Below are 16,058 nucleotides of genomic sequence, written 5' to 3'. Positions count from 1 at the left end.
GCCGGCCGTGGCGGAAAGGGCACTGAAAGCCAGCGCGCCGTGAATGCACCCGGGCGGCGGGCCGTCGGCGTATCATCCGAATCTTCGTCAGCCCGATCCCGGCACCCACCATGACCTCCGTCGACACTACCCCCGTCCTCGACCATGACAAGCTCGTCGCCTTCGTCGAGCGCAAGTGGAACGATGAAATTCTCCACGCCCTGACCGACTACATCGCGATCCCCGCGAAGAGCCCCGCGTTCGACCCGGACTGGGCGAAACGCGGCTATCTGGAGCGCGTCGTGACCGATGCCGCGCAGTGGGCCGAACGCCAGCCGGTGAAAGGGCTGAAGCTCGAGATCGTTCGGCTGCCGGGCCGCACGCCCGTGATCTTCTTCGAAACGCCGGCGACGCGCGCGGGCAGCACCGACACGATCCTGCTGTACGGCCACCTCGACAAGCAGCCCGAATTCGACGGCTGGCGCGCCGACCTCGGCCCGTGGACGCCGAAGTTCGAGAACGGCAAGCTGTACGGCCGCGGCGGCGCGGACGACGGCTATGCGATCTACGCGAGCCTCGCGGCGCTCGGCGCGCTCGACGAGCAGGGCGTCGAACGGCCGCGCTGCGTCGGCCTGATCGAGACGTGCGAGGAGTCGGGCAGCTACGATCTGCTGCCGTACGTCGACGCGCTGCGCGACCGGCTCGGCCAGGTATCGCTCGTCGTGTGCCTCGATTCCGGCGCAGGCAACTACGACCAGATGTGGCTCACGACGTCGTTGCGCGGGCTGGTGTCCGGCGATCTGCAGGTCGAGGTGCTCGACGAAGGCGTTCATTCGGGCGTGTTCGGCGGTATCGCGCCGTCGAGCTTCCGCGTGATGCGGCAGCTGTTCGAGCGCCTCGAGGACGCCGGCAGCGGCAACCTGCTGCCGCGCGTGTTCCATTGCGAGATTCCCGACAGCCGCGTGCGCGAAGCCGATGCGGCCGCGGCCATCCTCGGCGATGCGGTATGGAAGGGCCTGCCGTGGGCCTGCGGCGCGGACGGCAAGCCGGTGCTGCCGACCACGACCGACCCGCGCGAGGCGCTGCTGAATTCGACGTGGCGGCCGTCGCTGTCGGTGACCGGCGCGTCCGGGTTGCCGGCGCTCGCCGATGCGGGCAACGTGCTGCGGCCGCGCACCGCGTTCAAGCTGTCGCTGCGCCTGCCGCCGCTCGTCGACGCCGCGCAGGCCGTGCAGCAGTTGAAGGAACTGCTCGAACTCGATCCGCCGTACAACGCGCGCGTCACGTTCAAGCCGGATGCGGGCGCCGCGACCGGCTGGAGCGCGCCCGATCTCGCGCCGTGGCTCGCGTCGTCGCTCGATGCCGCGTCGCACCGCCACTTCGGCGCAGCGTGCGGGTACATGGGCCTCGGCGGCACGATCCCGCTGATGAACGTGTTGCAGGCCGGCTTCCCGTCGGCGCAGTTCATGGTGTGCGGCGTGCTGGGGCCGAAGTCGAACGCGCACGGCCCGAACGAGTTCCTGCACGTGCCGTATGCGAAGAAGCTGACCGCGGCGGTCGCGGACGTGATCGCTTCCGCTCGCTGAGCGCGATGGCCGGCCGATCGGGCCGGCGTCGGTCTGAACCCCTGGAGTCCTGCCGATGACTGTGCCGCCGATACCCGATACCGATGCGTTGTGCATGCGCGCCGAGCCGCTGCACGACTTCGTCGCCGCGCTGTGGGAACGGGCCGGCAGCAGCGCGCGCGAGGCGCGGCTGGTTGCCGAGCACCTGGTCGGCGCGAACCTCGCCGGTCACGATTCGCACGGCATCGGGATGATCCCGAACTACGTCGCATCCTGCCGCGAAGGGCAGTTGCAGTTGAACCGGCATGCGGCGATCGTGCGCGACGGCGGCGCGGTGCTGACGATCGACGGCGGCCGCGGCTTCGGGCAGGTGATCGCGTTCGAGGCAATGGTCGAGGGCATCGAGCGCGCGCGGCGCATGGGCATCTGCGCGATCGGATTGCGCGACGTGCATCATCTCGGCCGCATCGGCCACTGGGCCGAGCAATGCGCGCGATCGGGGCTCGCTTCGTTCCATTTCGTCAACGTGCCGGGCGATCTGCTGGTCGCGCCGCTTCACGGCGCCGATCCCCGGTTCGGCACCAATCCGTTCTGCGCCGCGTATCCGCGCGCCGGGCGCGCGCCGCTGCTGCTCGATTTCGCGACCAGCGCCGTCGCGTACGGCAAGACGCGCGTCGCGTACCACCAGCGCAAGCGCGTGCCGGCGGGCGCGCTGATCGACCATCGCGGGCGGCCGACCGACGATCCGGCCGTCATGCACGAGCAACCGTTCGGCGCGCTGCTGCCGTTCGGGCTGCACAAGGGTTATGCGCTCGCCGCGATGTGCGAGGTGTTCGGCGGCGCACTCGTCGGCGGGCATACGACCTACGACGGCACGTTGCAGAAGACCAGCGCGATCGTCAACGGCATGCTGTCGGTGTTGATCGATCCGAACGCGTTCGATGCGGCCGATGCGCAGCGCGAGGCCGATGCGTTCGTCGCGTGGGCGAAGGCGTCGCCGCGTTCCGGCGACGCGCCGGTGCAGATGCCCGGCGAGCCGGAGGAGGCGAGCCGTGCCGAGCGGCTCGCGCACGGCATCCCGGTCGATCGGCCGACGTGGCGTCAGATCGGCGACAGCGCGGCGGCGCTCGGCTTCGACGCCGCCGAATTCGACGCATGGACGCAACGCTGCGTCGGCGCCGCGTGATGCACCGGCAAGAAGGAGCGTGCCGATGAGCTGGCAGGCAGACAAGGCGCACGGCGACGAGATCGCGTATCGGCTCGCGATGCTCGGCAACGTCGTGGTGACGCGATTCTTCGGCGGCGCGGCGATGCGGCTCGACGGCGTGATGTTCGGCTTCCTCGCGCGCGGGTCGCTGTTCTTGCGCGTCGACGACTTGAATCGTCCGGCGTTCGTCGCGGCGGGGATGGGGCCGTTTTCGTATACGGGGCGCACGCGTACCGTCGCGCTCGAAGGCTATTACGAAACGCCCGCCGACGTGCTCGAGGATGCGGGCGCGCTGTTCGACTGGTGTCGCGGCGCGTATCGGGCGGCGTTGCTTGCGGGGGCGCCCAAGCGCAAAGCGAAGGCGAGGCGGAAGCCGGTGGACGAGGGTGAGGCGGAGTCGCGGTCGATGCGTGGGCGCAGTGTCAAGCCGTCCGCGAAACCTGACGCGAAGCGGGCGACGGAATCGGCTTCGAAGCGTGCGTCGAAAGCGGAAACGAAATCCGGAGCGAAACCGGCGTCGAAGCGTAAGCAGGCGTAGCGTCGGTCGGCGTGACGGCAACTGCGGATTGTTCAGTGTTCGGGGCTTGTCGATACTGGACCCGCGGCGGTCGATGTTCGCTGCGCTCGGCGCTCGGCACGCGACGCTCAGGACTCTTACTCGATGCTCAGTGCCCTGCGCCGTCCGCACGCATACGCCCTGACGATTCGCGCGCCGCACGTTGCTCGCATCCGCTAGACGAAACTTCAAGCATGCCGCGCGCTGTTTCTCCGCGCTTCACAACGGCGGTCGCGGCGTTTATGATCGGCGCGAGCCGCACGCGACATCTGAGCGGCCCGCACCGCGACACCCGCCCCGCGAACGGCGCATCGAACGCCGCGCTGAATGCATTCCCCACTCATCGTTGCAGATGGAGACAACCGATGCTCGTGCTGATTCTCGGTTTGGCGATCTTCCTCGGCGTACATTCGATCCGCATCGTGGCCAGCCGCTGGCGCGCCGCGACGATCGCGCGCGTCGGTGAGCGCGGCTGGAAGGCCGGCTATTCGGTTGCGTCGCTGATCGGCTTGGTGTTGGTCGTGCGCGGCTGCGGGATCGCCCGCGACAGCGCGACGCTGCTGTGGGTCTCGCCGGTCGGCGTGCGCCATCTGACGGGCATGTTGACTGCGATCGCGTTCGTGCTGATCGCCGCGTCGTACGTGCCGCGCAACCGGATCAAGACGCTCGCCGGACATCCGATGGTCGCCGGCGTGATGGTGTGGGCCGTCGCGCATCTGCTCGTCAACGGCACGTTGCGGGCGGCCGTGTTGTTCGGCGCATTCTTCGTGTGGTCGCTCATCCTGTTCATCGCGTCGCGCACGCGCGATCGGCGCGACCGCGTCCGTTATCCGGCGGGCCGTCTGTCGGGCGATGTGTCGGCGATCGCGGCCGGCGTCGTCGCATGGGCGGTGTTTGCGCTGTTCCTGCACGGCCCGTTGATCGGCGTGCGGCCGTTCGGTTGAACGTTGCGCGTGCGCAGGCTCGGCGACTGCGTCACGCCGATCGGCCGCGGCCCGGCGCGCGAGCGGCAGGCATCGCCCGGCCTACCGGCCGACGCATTACACATCGGCGGCAGCATTGACCGACGGCGGGCACGATCGCGCGGCGGCTGGCGAGTTCGCCCGCGCATCGACGCGGGCGCATAGCGACGACGCTCGCGGCGCGCGCGTCAGATCGGCCTGACGAACAGCCCGACCGTCAGTGCCGCGCCGATACAGACGATCGCGATCCGCAGCACGCGCTCGTTCACGCGGTGCAGCGCCCATGCGCCGAGCAGGCCGCCGACGATCGCGCCGCTGCCGAGCGCAAGCGCCGCGCCCCAGTGCAGTTGCGGCGAGGTGACGAACAGCAGGACCGCCGACGCGTTCATCACGCCCGCGAGCGCGTTCTTGGTCGACATCGCGTGACGCGGCGACAGGCCGGCCATCGTGAGCGCGGCCATCATCAGGAAGCCGATGCCGCCGCCGAAATAGCCGCCGTAGATCGCGATCAGGAACTGCGAGATCCCGGCCGCCATCGGGCCGAGATGCTGCGCGGCCTCGGTCGGCTTGCGGAAGAAGCTGCCCCATGCGAACACGACGGTTGCGAACAGCACGAGCCACGGCACCAGCTGCGAGAAGATCGACGACGGCGTTTTGAGCAGCAGCAGCCCGCCGAGTGCGCCGCCGATCACGCTGATCACGAACAGCGCGCGAAACGACAGCGTGCCTGCACCGCGGACCATCTTGCGGCTTGCCCAGCCGGTCGTGACCTGGCCGGGAAACAGCGCGACCGTCGACGTGATGTTGGCCGCGAGCGGCGACATCCCCGATACGATCAGCGCCGGTAGCGTGACGAACGAACCGCCGCCCGCGAGGGCATTCTGGAGACCGGCCCACAGGCCGGCGAGGATGATGAGGACGAGCATCGGTGCGCAGGAAGGGTAGCGTGGCAGGGCGCGCCGGCGGCGAGCGCGAGCGCGAAGGTGGCCCGATGGTAATGCAGGATCGCGTCCGCGCAAAGGCGGTGCGTGCGCTCCGTTTCAGACGCGCACGGGCGGCCGCCATGCGGCGGCGCATCGGCCGGCTGCGTCAACCGATCGTGTCAACCCGTCGCGTCAACCAACGGCGTCAACCAGCCGCGTCACCCAACGGCGTCACCCAACGGCGTCACCCAACGGCGTCAACCAGCCGGCGCGGGCAGCGCCGACGCCCGGTCATTCGTTCGATTGCGGCGCGGCATCTTCCTGCGTATCGCCGTCGGCGTCCGGATAGACGACCGCACCGTCGTCGCGGACCGTCGCGCCGGCCGTGATGCGCGCCGGCTCGACACGATTCAGGCCCATGATGTGCAGCACCGTCTCGCCGCGCGCGAGCAGGTAGTCGGACACGATACGCCGGTGACAGCGCCACCAGACGGCCTCCGAACACATGAGCGCGCAGCGCTGCTGCTCCCCGAGCGCGATCAGCCGCGTGAGGCCGGCGCGGAATTCCGGCGACAGCGCGTAGTCGGCATACCGATGGAAGCTGCGGTTCGTCCAGAAGCCGTTGAGTGCGTCGGGCACGTCGCGCGACTTGCCGCGCAGCCCGCCGAGCTCGGCGATGTGCTCGTAGCCGATGTCGGCGGCGGCCAGCGCGTCGGGCAGCGTTGCCCTCGTTGAACTGCGGGTTGGTGCGCGAGCGCGTCATCTTGCGGATATCGACGAGCAGCGTGATGTCGACGGCCCGCAGCATCGCGACGAGTTCGCCGAGCGTGCGGTTCGAATGGCCGATCGTGTAGAACGGGAGCGTCACGTGCGCTCCTTGCCGGCGACGCGTTCGAGCACGCGGCCGCGATGCGCGGCGATGTGGTCGGTGCGATCGCTTTTGATTTCGTATTGGGGGTCGTCGGGCGACGCGCGATGACGATGGCCTTTGTAGTCGAAATCCTGCGTGTGCACCGCAATGATCGTGCCGGTCACGTAACCGGCTTCGGAATTCCAGCGGACATGGTCGCCCGGTTCGAACGGCGTCGTCATGCGTGAGCCTCCTCGTGGTGATGCTGTTGCGATACGGCCGCAAGCGGCGGGTGGAGCGAGTCACGCCAGTATGCACATTGCCGCGCTTTCGCGCGTGCGAGGTGCATCGTGTGGGGCCTCGGTCAGGCTCGTCCATGCAATCTGCATGCCCCGTGTCGACGTCGGAAGTGACATTTTGCTTCGCAAGCATCGACGACCTTGCTTCCGCCGATGGCTCGACGGGGAGCAGGCGAAGCAGATGAAAGTCGATCCCGATCGGATCGTCCGGTATATGGCGCCGTCTCCGAACGACCGCCTCGAATCGGCGCGCGGTTCGGCAATGGACCGCCGACAGGACATCGTGCATCAGCAAAACTCTGGCAGTTTTTGCAGATGCGTTGTCATCTTCCACAAATTCATGCTGGCTGGATGTCGATAAAGTACGCATCACGGAGACGCTTCAAAGCACCGACGTGCCGGTTTCCCGTGCTTCGAGCCGGGAGTGAACAAGCGTTGTGCGATGTCGATGGCCGCGATGCGTCATGAACCCATGATGCAGCGCTTCGAGCGCTGTTCAGCACCATCGACGGATCGCCGAGAGATCGACCGTAAGGTCGGGTCAGATTGGGGAGTCAATCATCATGAAACTTGTCATTTCGAAAGTCGCAAAGGCAATCGTGTCCGCGTGCGCCATTCAGAGGGCCGACGTCATGGTCTGCAATTCGGCGGGACAGCAGATCCCGTACGTCATGTTGTTCACCATGTATGGCTTCGTCTGAGAGCGGCGCCACGGCTTCACAAGGAAGGAGATTCTCATGCGCACGGCAATTGCAGCGATACTCTGGTTCGTCACGTGCATCCCGTTGGTCGCGAGCGCCGGTGTAGTCGATGCGGGCTGCGCCGCGGCCGTGGTCACGAGCGGAAAGACACGCGCCGAAGTGCGGGCCGAACTCGTTCAGGCAGAACGCGACGGCTGGATTCCGATTCACTCGCCCAGGCAGCGGACCTATCCGCCCGATATGGCGCAGGCTCGCCGGAATCGGGATGTCCGCGATGCAGGCGCGGTGGCGACGCCATCCTTACAGGCTTCGAACCAGCAGCCTTGAGCAATGACCCTGGCGTCCGCATGCCGGCGCTGCAATATCGCTGCATCGTCATGTAGGCTCCAGGGCGAGCCACGCTCAGAACTTATGTCGTATAGCGAGCCGATAAACCATCTGGTGGTTATTCGACGAATCTCCGGAGCCGCCGATGTTGGCGACGGCTGGCGCGCCCGTCGACGATGTGCCCGAAGCGCGCTGCCAGCCGCCGGAGAAGTAGACGTCGGTACGCTTCGACAGCAGATAGTCCAGCGTGAACGCCACCTGATTGTAGTGCTGGTTGCCGACGGCATTGCCTTGTGCCGTCGTGACGCTCCGCGCGTTCATGTAGTCGTACGCGACGCCGACGAAAAAGACCGGCGTGACACGGTAGTTCAACCCGATGTCGTAGTTGTTGAAGACGGCGGTGCCGTTCATGAACCCCGCGCCGAGATTGGCGTATTGAACGTTCGAATACGATGCGCTGATCGTCGCGTTTCCGATCGTGTAGGCCGCCGCGATGACGGCGTCCTGATAGGCCTGCGCGACCTGATAGGCCGAGTTCAGAGAGGAGGCCAGCAGATTGAAGCCGCTTGCATAGTTGGTGAACCATCCGTTGCCTGGCGTCGAGGTCGGGTGTTTGAAGTAATCGAACGCCGCGCCGATCTGAAGCGGACCGTGTGTGTAACCGACTCCAAGCGAATAGCCCGACGTCGACGTGAAGTCGCCGGGTACGCCGCCAAGGCTATATTCGACGCCAAAGGAGAAGCCGCGGAAGTCCGGGCTCATGTAGCGCACCGAGTTGTTGAATCGCACGCTGTTGCTGGTGTTGTCGAAATCTCCCGGATGCGCGCTCGGCAGGTCGCCAACCGCCGCGGATCCGGCAAGAAACTCGGGGAAATACCACACCATGTCGTATTGGCGGCCGGCGGTGAGAGAGCCGTAAGTGTCGCTGCTCAGTCCGACGAAAGCCTGCCGGCCGAACGCCGTGCCGCCCTGGGCAAACTGTCCGTTGTTCACGTTGATGCCGGACTCGAGCGTAAAAATCGCCTTGAGACCGCCACCCAGATCTTCCTTGCCGGTCAGCCCCCAGCGGCTGCCGTCGATGCCGTCCAGCGAGTCCATGTAGACGGCCTTGCCGCCGCCTACGTTGGTCTGGTAATGAATGCCGTTGTCGATCTCGCCATAGAGTGTGACGCTGCTCTGGCTATGCGCGACGGAACTGGCCAGCCCCACGAGCGAGCCGACAATGATTTCGATTTTTTTGGTTTTCATGAGATCTCCGCAATCAAAAGGCCATACAAAAGAACGGTTCACTTGACGTTCATCGATTCAGTGAGCGGTACCGGTCAGGCCGAAAAGGATTTCTTCAGGCCGTTCTTCGTCAGGCCATAGCAAGCGCCCATCAGCGCCACGCAAGCCGCTGCAATGAGGATTGGCGCGGCTGCCACGCGAAACATCGCGTCGACGCTCCAGTTGTTCGCGTACAGGACGCCCGCGAGGTAAGTGCCGCCCGCGGCGCCGAGCCGACCGAATCCGTAGGCCCACGCGACGCCCGGGGCGCGCAATTCCGGGCTATAGAACAGCGTGCACAACGCGATCGCGCAGGTTTGTCCGCCGCTGATGCAAAAGCCGCAAAAGAAGATCGTCGTGAGTAAAGCGAGATGCGATGAGCCGATCGCGATGGAGATTGCGTACATCGACACGGCGCCGCCGACGTAGACCGCGGACAGAATTCTGTAAGGGCTCGTGCGATCCATGATGGGTCCCATCAGCAGACTGGCCACCATGCCGCCGATGATCACGGTGATGGTCGCCCAGACCACGAGCGCGGGTGGGAACGAGATGGACGCGAGAACGGTCGGCAGCCAGCTCTGCAGAAAATAGAACGCGGCCAGGTTGATGGCGAATACGGCCCACAGCAGGAATGTCCCCACGCGGAATGGTGCGGAGAACAATCCGAGCACACTTGCGTCTGCCGGCTTCTCTTCGTGAGTGACCAGTTCGCCGTCCGCTTGCAGCGTGAAATCGGGAAAGAGGCGCTTGGTTGCACGAAGCAATTCACCGGGCTGCGCGTTTGCCGACAGGTAGGCCACGGATTCCGGCAGCAGCGGGACGAGCAACACCGTCAAGCCGAGTGCCGCGAGCCCGCCCAGCCACAGTGGGCCTTCCCAGCCGAACCGCGGGATCAACGCGCTGCTGCAGATGCCCGCGAAGATGAACCCCAGCGCATATCCCATGTAGACGAGAATGACGAAAGTCGCGCGGGTTCTCTTCGGGCTGAATTCCGAAACGAGGCCCACCGCGCAAGGCGTGGCCGCTCCGAGGCCGATGCCGGTGAGGAACCTCAAGGCGATCAGTTGCGGCACGCTGGTGGCAAAGACGGTCAGGACGGTGAACAGGCCGAAAGCAGCGGTTGCCACGAAAGCGATCTTCTTCGTGCCGAAGCGTCGGGTCGCGAACGGAATGCCGAAATTGCCGATCAGCAACCCGAAGAACACCGCTGAAAAAATCGCACCGAATACGGCCTTGGGCAGTTGCCATTCTTTCGCGAGAACGGGCACGATGAAGCTGATGACCTGAGTGTCGAAACCGTCGAAAAGCATCAGCAGCGCGCAGAAGGCGACGATGAAATACTGCCTCCTGCCGATTCTGCGACTGTCGATGATGTCGTAGACGTTGATTTTCCGTATTTCCACATCGTTCTCCTCGCGTTAAAAGAAAAGGTTTTACTTCGGGTATTGCACTTTCTTGCCGGGTTAAAGGTGGTGGCGCGAATGGGCGAGCATTCGGTGCCGTTAAAATGGGATTGAAGAATCGACGTTTAATACGACGAATACTTGATTAATTTCAGAAGCTGATTGCTGATGCAAATGCGGCGGCCCGGCGGATTCGATCGACGGCTGTGCCGTGCCGCGCCGTCCCGCACGGGGCAAGTGCCATGCACAATGGTGCGGCGCCGTCGTCCGTTCGGTATTGGTGTGAAAAAACTGTCTCGCTCGATTTATTATTCCGTCGCCCCGTATTTCATTGCGTTTGAAGAAATCCGGGCCACCGGGATGGTGAAGTCATCTTGATTGCACGGAGAAATATTGCCGCAGTCCAGGCAGTATTTATTATTCTTGTGTTGCCGCGGCGGTGCTCCGTTCGGCAGATTGTGCGGTGAGAGCGGTCGATCGAAGCGTAATTCGCGGTCGGTGGCTCGCTGAACTTCGCGGTGCCGTCCACGCCGATCTGCTCGGCGCCATCGTGGCGTTCGTCCGGCTCGTGGAGCGTGCACGTGACGTGCCACAGCCCATGTACGAAGCACAATCGGGTCCGAACCGGACTGCATGGGCATCGACACCGTCGAACCGCTCACGCGCGAGCCCGGACGTCGGGCGTCCGCGAAGGGGCGGTCTCGCGCAATGAAGTCGTGGCGCCATTCCAGCGTGGCACGTGATGCGGCTGTGCCTGCTTATGCTTCGCATCGTTCGCCACAATTTCAACATGTCGCTAGAATGCCCGATATGAACCGTTACGTTAGCCTTCCTGATTTTGCGGATCCGGACGCGATCGATCGGCCGGCGGTGGCGATGTGCATGCACGTCGACGAGCATGCTGCCGAAATTCCGGTTCACAAGCATCAGAAGGGGCAACTGGTGCTGGCGTTGCACGGCGCCGTGACCTGCCGGGTCGCGGGCGCGTTCTGGATCGTCCCGCCGCAATGCGGCGTCTGGATTCCCGGCGAGATGCCGCACAGTAACCATGCGACACCCAATGCCCGGCTTTGCTATCTGTTCGCCGAGCCCGGTGTCGTCGACCTGCCGACGGAGTGCTGCACGCTCTCCATTTCGCCGATGCTGCGCGAAATGATCCTGCATCTGGCCGGTGCGCCGCTCGACTACGAGCAGGGCGGCCATACCGACCGGCTTGCGCGCGTGCTGTTGCATGAGCTGACGTTGATGCCGGTCGAGCGCCTCTATCTGCCGGTTACGGATCATCCGCGCATCCGGCAGATGGCGGACGCGTTGAACGCCAATCCCGGCGATCGCAGCACCGTCGCGCAATGGGCGAAGCGTCTCGCCATGAGCGAGCGTTCGCTGGCAAGACTCGTCGTCAGTGAAACGGGACTGACCTTCGGCCGCTGGCGGCAGCAGTTGCAATTGCTCGTTGCGGTGCGCGAACTTGCCGGCGGCGCTTCCGTGCAACGCGTGTCGGACGAACTCGGCTACGAGTCGGTAACCGCCTTCATCACCATGTTCAAGAAAGCGCTCGGGCATTCGCCAGGCCGCTATTTCGCCGCGCTGGCTCGCACGCAATCGGAGGCCGGGCTCGCGCCGGCGGCTGCGACCGAGATGGACGACCGAGCGGATGGCGCAGCGGACGTTGTGGGCGGTGCATGAAGCCGCGCCTTCGTCCGTTTTCCCGCCCGTGACGCCGGGTTCTCCACGCGAGACCGCGCGCATCGAATAGAAATGCTGTAGATCGCGCATTCCGCAGAAGACACTGCAGCCGACACCGCTTTGGTGGGCTTCAATACGACCACACATTCTGCGGCATCCCCCGTAATCTTTGCGCACTCGCCACTGAACTCGCATTGCTTTTACGGAGTTGCAAGATGACCGACTTATCGACGGGGACACCCTCGATCCTTTCCCTGGGCCAGACGAAAATCGACGACGACCCACTCGAAACCGCCGAATGGCTCGACGCGCTCGATGGCGTGGTTCGGCATGCAGGCGCCGAACGGGCTCAGTACCTGTTCGATCGGCTCGCGGCCCACGCTTCGTCCAACGGCATCGCAACGGCGCGCCTCACTGTCACGCCCTACGCGAATACGATCGCCGTCGATCAGCAGCCGCCGTATCCGGGAGACTTCGATATCGAAGAAAAGCTCGCCGCCGCGCTGCGCTGGAATGCGCTGGCCATGGTCGTGCGGGCCAATCGCGCCTACGGTGAACTCGGCGGGCATATTGCCAGCTATGCGTCGGCGGCCGACCTGTTCGAAGTGGGCTTCAATCATTTCTTTCGCGGCGCGAACGATGCCAACGGTGGCGATCTCGTCTATTTTCAACCCCATTCCGCGCCGGGCGTTTACGCGCGGGCTTACCTCGAAGGCTTTCTCGACGAAGCGCATCTCGAGCATTACCGACAGGAAATCACCGGTGCGGGCCTGTGTTCCTACCCGCACCCGTGGCTGATGCCGGACTTCTGGCAGTTCCCGACCGGCTCGATGGGTATTGGGCCGATCAACTCGATCTACCAGGCGCGCTTCATGCGCTACCTGCAGAACCGCGGACTGCAACGCACGGAAGGCCGCAAGGTGTGGGGCTATTTCGGCGATGGCGAAATGGACGAACCCGAGGCGATCGGCGCACTGTCGCTGGCCGCGCGCGAGCGGCTCGACAATCTCGTGTTCGTGATCAACTGCAATTTGCAGCGGCTCGACGGACCGGTGCGCAGCAATGGCCGCATCATCGACGAACTCGAGGCGCAGTTCACGGGGGCGGGGTGGAACGTCATCAAGGTGTTGTGGGGTTCGGACTGGGACCCCCTGTTCGCACGCGATCGCAGTGGGGCGCTGTTGCGCGCGTTCGCGCACACCGTGGACGGCCAGTTCCAGACTTTTTCCGCCAACGACGGCGCCTACAATCGTGACCGCTTTTTCGGCCAGAACGCCGAACTGGCCGCGCTCGCTGCGCATCTGAGCAACGACGATATCGACCGCCTGCGGCGCGGCGGCCACGATGTGCGCAAATTGCACGCTGCCTACGACAAGGCGTCGAAACACCGCGGGCAACCTACGGTGATTCTCGCGAAGACGATGAAGGGCTTCGGCATGGGCTCGATCGGCCAGGGGCGCATGACCACACATCAGCAAAAGAAGCTCGACATCGAACAGTTGAAGGCGTTTCGCGACCGCTTTCGCCTGCCGCTCTCCGACGACGATGTCGAACAACTCAAGTTCTACAAGCCGGACGAAAACAGTGCCGTCATGCAGTATCTGCACGCGCGCCGTGCGGCGCTGGGCGGCTACCTTCCGCGCAGGCGCACAGCTGCGTCGCACGCGCCCGCCGTGCCCGCGATGTCGTCGTGGGGACGATTCGCGCTCGATACCAACGACAAGGAAATGTCGACCACGATGGCGTTCGTGCGCATGCTCGGCAACCTGTTGAAGGACGCCGAGCTGGGGCCGCGTGTGGTGCCCGTCGTCGCCGACGAGGCGCGCACCTTCGGCATGGCGAATCTGTTCCGGCAAATCGGCATCTATTCTCCGCTCGGTCAACTGTACGAGCCGGAAGACATGGGTTCGATGCTCTATTACCGTGAGGATACGGGCGGCCAGATTCTGGAAGAGGGCATCTCCGAGGCGGGCGCGGTGTCGTCGTGGATTGCGGCGGCGACGTCATACAGCGTGCACGATCTGACGATGCTGCCGTTCTATATCTACTACTCGATGTTCGGTTTCCAGCGTATCGGCGACCTGATCTGGGCGGCCGCCGACCAGCGCGCGCGCGGTTTCCTGATCGGCGCGACGGCCGGCAAGACGACGCTCGGCGGTGAAGGTCTGCAGCATCAGGACGGCACGAGCCACCTTGCGGCCTCGACGATACCGAACTGCCGTGCGTACGATCCGGCCTTCGCGTACGAAGTGGCGATGATCGTCGACGAAGGCATGCAGGAGATGATCGCGCGTCAGCGCGACGTCTTTTACTACATGACGGTCACCAACGAAAACTACGCACAGCGTTCGTTGACTGAAGCGGATCTCGATCGCGTCCGTAGCGGCGTGCTCAAGGGGATGTACGTGCTGGAGCCCGCGCAGGTCGAGATCGCGCAGGTGCAGTTGCTCGGCTCGGGCGCGATTCTCGGTGAGGTCCAGGCCGCGGCACGGATGTTGAAAGACGACTGGCATATCGACGCGGCCGTCTGGAGCGTGACGAGCTTCACCGAATTGCATCGCGACGGCGTGTCCGCGGAGCGTGCGCAGCGGCTATTGGCGCGCGGCGAGCCTGCGGCGCCCTACGTGACGGCGGCCCTGGGCGCCGCGCGTGGACCGGTGATCGCCGCGACCGACTATGTGCGCGCCGTGCCCGAGCTGATCCGCGCGTATGTACCGTCCCGCTACGTCGTGCTCGGCACCGACGGCTTCGGGCGCAGCGATACACGTGCGGCGTTGCGTGCGTTCTTCGAAGTGGACCGTGCGTCGATCGTGATCGCCGCGCTGAAAGCACTCGTCGACGAGGGCAGGCAGGACCCTGACGTCGTGCGTCAGGCGATCGACCGATACGGGCGAAGCGGAACCGGGCTGACCGAACCCTGGCTGGTCTAGCACCCGTTGACCGGTGAGCGTCGTGCGAGCGGCGCGCGAAGCGGCTGCTCGAAGGCCTTGCGCGTCCATCGGTCCATCGCGGGAAATCCGATCGAACCAAGTGCGTCCGACCTGATGAAGAGGGGGCGTTGACTGTTGAAATGCTTGCTGTTGGAGACGAATGTGCGGGTGACACGAATAGAAGTGCCGGATATCGGCGATTACAAGAACATCCCCGTGATCGAAGTTCTGGTGGGAGTCGGACAACGCGTCGAACGGGAGCAGTCGCTCGTCGTGCTCGAGTCGGACAAGGCGACGATGGATGTGCCGAGTCCCGCCGCTGGCGTGATCAGGGAGATGAAGGTCGCGGTCGGCGAAACGGTGTCGCAAGGCACGTTGATCGCGCTGCTCGACAGCGACGGCGAGCGGCAGGACGACGCGGCGCCTGTGCCTGCGGCCGCCTCGGCTGCGCGCGATCTCGCGTGTCCGTCGGCGAATGTCGCGACAGGGCTGGTGCCGGCGCTTGCGCCGGCGCCCGAACTGGAATCCGCATCCGCGCCATTGCATCGCGCGCCGGCGCGCGAAGGCGAGCCGTCTCGCGCGAGCCACGCGTCGCCGTCGGTGCGCAAGTTCGCGCGCGAGCTCGGCGTCGACGTCGCGCGCGTGCCGGGCAGCGGCCCGAAGGGGCGCATCACCAAGGACGACATCACGGGCTTCGTGAAGGGCGTGATGTCGGGCCAGCGCGCGGCGCCGGGCGCGGCAGCCGCGCCGGCAGGCGGCGGCGAGCTCAATCTGCTGCTGTGGCCGAAGGTCGACTTCGCGAAGTTCGGCCCGTTCGAGGCGAAGCCGCTGTCGCGCATCAAGAAGATCTCGGGCGCGAACCTGCATCGCAACTGGGTGATGATCCCGCACGTCACGAACAACGACGAAGCGGACATCACCGAGCTCGAAGCGCTGCGCGTGCAGCTGAACAAGGAGCACGAGAAGGCGGGCGTGAAGTTCACGATGCTCGCGTTCGTGATCAAGGCGGTGGTGGCCGCGCTGAAGAAATTCCCGACCTTCAACGCGAGCCTCGACGGCGACAATCTGGTGTTCAAGCAGTACTACCACATCGGGTTCGCGACCGACACGCCGAACGGTCTCGTCGTGCCGGTGATCCGCGATGCGGACAAGAAGGGCCTCGTCGACATCGCGAAGGAAATGGCCGAGCTGTCGAAGGCCGCGCGCGACGGCAAGCTCAAGCCCGACCAGATGCAGGGCGGCTGCTTCTCGATCTCGTCGCTCGGCGGGATCGGCGGCACGCACTTCACGCCGATCATCAACGCGCCGGAAGTGGCGATCCTCGGGTTGTCGCGCGGGCAGATGAAGCCGGTGTGGGACGGCAAGCAGTTCGTGCCGCGGTTGACGTTGCCGCTTTCCCTG

At 65.1% G+C, this 16,058-nt stretch carries 13 protein-coding genes and 1 pseudogene; 9 read left to right on the top strand and 5 right to left on the bottom strand.

From position 1 onward, the window contains the following. Positions 1–110: 110 nt before the first annotated feature. The 4 genes from EX20_RS28030 (at position 111) to EX20_RS28015 (ending at position 4,251) form a co-directional block, all read left to right on the top strand. On the top strand, positions 111–1,565 hold the full coding sequence (locus tag EX20_RS28030; protein ID WP_034195434.1) for a M20 family metallopeptidase: 1,455 nt from the start codon (positions 111–113) through the stop codon (positions 1,563–1,565). A 55-nt stretch (positions 1,566–1,620) separates the two neighbouring features. Further along, on the top strand, positions 1,621–2,730 hold the full coding sequence (locus tag EX20_RS28025; protein ID WP_011882697.1) for a malate/lactate/ureidoglycolate dehydrogenase: 1,110 nt from the start codon (positions 1,621–1,623) through the stop codon (positions 2,728–2,730). A 25-nt stretch (positions 2,731–2,755) separates the two neighbouring features. Next, complete coding sequence (locus tag EX20_RS28020) at positions 2,756–3,289, top strand: TfoX/Sxy family protein (protein WP_034195433.1); 534 nt, start codon at positions 2,756–2,758, stop codon at positions 3,287–3,289. 383 nt (positions 3,290–3,672) lie between these two features. After that, positions 3,673–4,251, top strand: a complete 579-nt coding sequence (locus tag EX20_RS28015; RefSeq protein ID WP_034195432.1) for an NnrU family protein — start codon at positions 3,673–3,675, stop codon at positions 4,249–4,251. A 206-nt stretch (positions 4,252–4,457) separates the two neighbouring features. Here the strand turns inward: EX20_RS28015 and EX20_RS28010 are convergent, their stop codons facing one another. The 3 genes and pseudogenes from EX20_RS28010 to EX20_RS28000 form a co-directional block, all read right to left on the bottom strand. Beyond that, positions 4,458–5,195 carry a sulfite exporter TauE/SafE family protein gene (locus EX20_RS28010; RefSeq protein ID WP_011548548.1) on the bottom strand — a complete coding sequence of 246 codons (738 nt, stop codon included), beginning with the start codon at positions 5,193–5,195 and terminating at the stop codon, positions 4,458–4,460. Between the two features lie 288 nt (positions 5,196–5,483). Beyond that, positions 5,484–6,060: pseudogene (locus EX20_RS28005) on the bottom strand (DUF488 family protein). Then, a complete protein-coding gene (locus EX20_RS28000; RefSeq protein WP_011548546.1) occupies positions 6,057–6,284 on the bottom strand; it encodes a hypervirulence associated TUDOR domain-containing protein in 228 nt (75 codons plus the stop codon). The pseudogene EX20_RS28005 and the gene EX20_RS28000 overlap by 4 nt, the downstream one beginning before the upstream one ends. A 238-nt stretch (positions 6,285–6,522) precedes the next feature. Between EX20_RS28000 and EX20_RS33080 the strand changes: the two genes are divergently transcribed. Both EX20_RS33080 and EX20_RS27995 read left to right on the top strand, forming a co-directional pair. Beyond that, complete coding sequence (locus tag EX20_RS33080) at positions 6,523–6,702, top strand: hypothetical protein (RefSeq protein ID WP_131929101.1); 180 nt, start codon at positions 6,523–6,525, stop codon at positions 6,700–6,702. A gap of 376 nt (positions 6,703–7,078) precedes the next feature. Beyond that, positions 7,079–7,369, top strand: a complete 291-nt coding sequence (locus tag EX20_RS27995; RefSeq protein WP_231572305.1) for a DUF4148 domain-containing protein — start codon at positions 7,079–7,081, stop codon at positions 7,367–7,369. A 75-nt stretch (positions 7,370–7,444) separates the two neighbouring features. Here EX20_RS27995 and EX20_RS27990 read toward each other — a convergent pair whose 3' ends face one another. Continuing rightward, a complete protein-coding gene (locus tag EX20_RS27990; protein WP_034195431.1) occupies positions 7,445–8,617 on the bottom strand; it encodes a porin in 1,173 nt (390 codons plus the stop codon). 74 nt (positions 8,618–8,691) lie between these two features. Continuing rightward, on the bottom strand, positions 8,692–10,041 hold the full coding sequence (locus EX20_RS27985; RefSeq protein WP_034195430.1) for an MFS transporter: 1,350 nt from the start codon (positions 10,039–10,041) through the stop codon (positions 8,692–8,694). A gap of 708 nt (positions 10,042–10,749) precedes the next feature. Here EX20_RS27985 and EX20_RS27980 point away from each other — a divergent pair. The 3 genes from EX20_RS27980 to EX20_RS27970 all read left to right on the top strand — a co-directional run. Then, a complete protein-coding gene (locus EX20_RS27980) occupies positions 10,750–11,727 on the top strand; it encodes an AraC family transcriptional regulator (RefSeq protein ID WP_081057489.1) in 978 nt (325 codons plus the stop codon). 215 nt (positions 11,728–11,942) lie between these two features. Further along, entirely contained in the window at positions 11,943–14,657 is a 2,715-nt protein-coding gene (gene mdeB, locus EX20_RS27975) for an alpha-ketoglutarate dehydrogenase (protein ID WP_034195428.1), read from the top strand. Positions 14,658–14,819: 162 nt separating this feature from the next. Further along, positions 14,820–16,058, top strand: a 1,239-nt coding sequence (locus EX20_RS27970; protein WP_081943147.1) for a dihydrolipoyllysine-residue acetyltransferase, incomplete at its 3' end; no start/stop codon positions are given.

The sequence above is a fragment of the Burkholderia sp. WP42 genome (assembly GCF_000745665.1).
Taxonomy (GTDB): Bacteria; Pseudomonadota; Gammaproteobacteria; order Burkholderiales; family Burkholderiaceae; genus Burkholderia; species Burkholderia vietnamiensis.
Note: the sequence above shows the minus strand (reverse complement) of the source record. Positions and strands in the feature narration are given on the sequence as shown.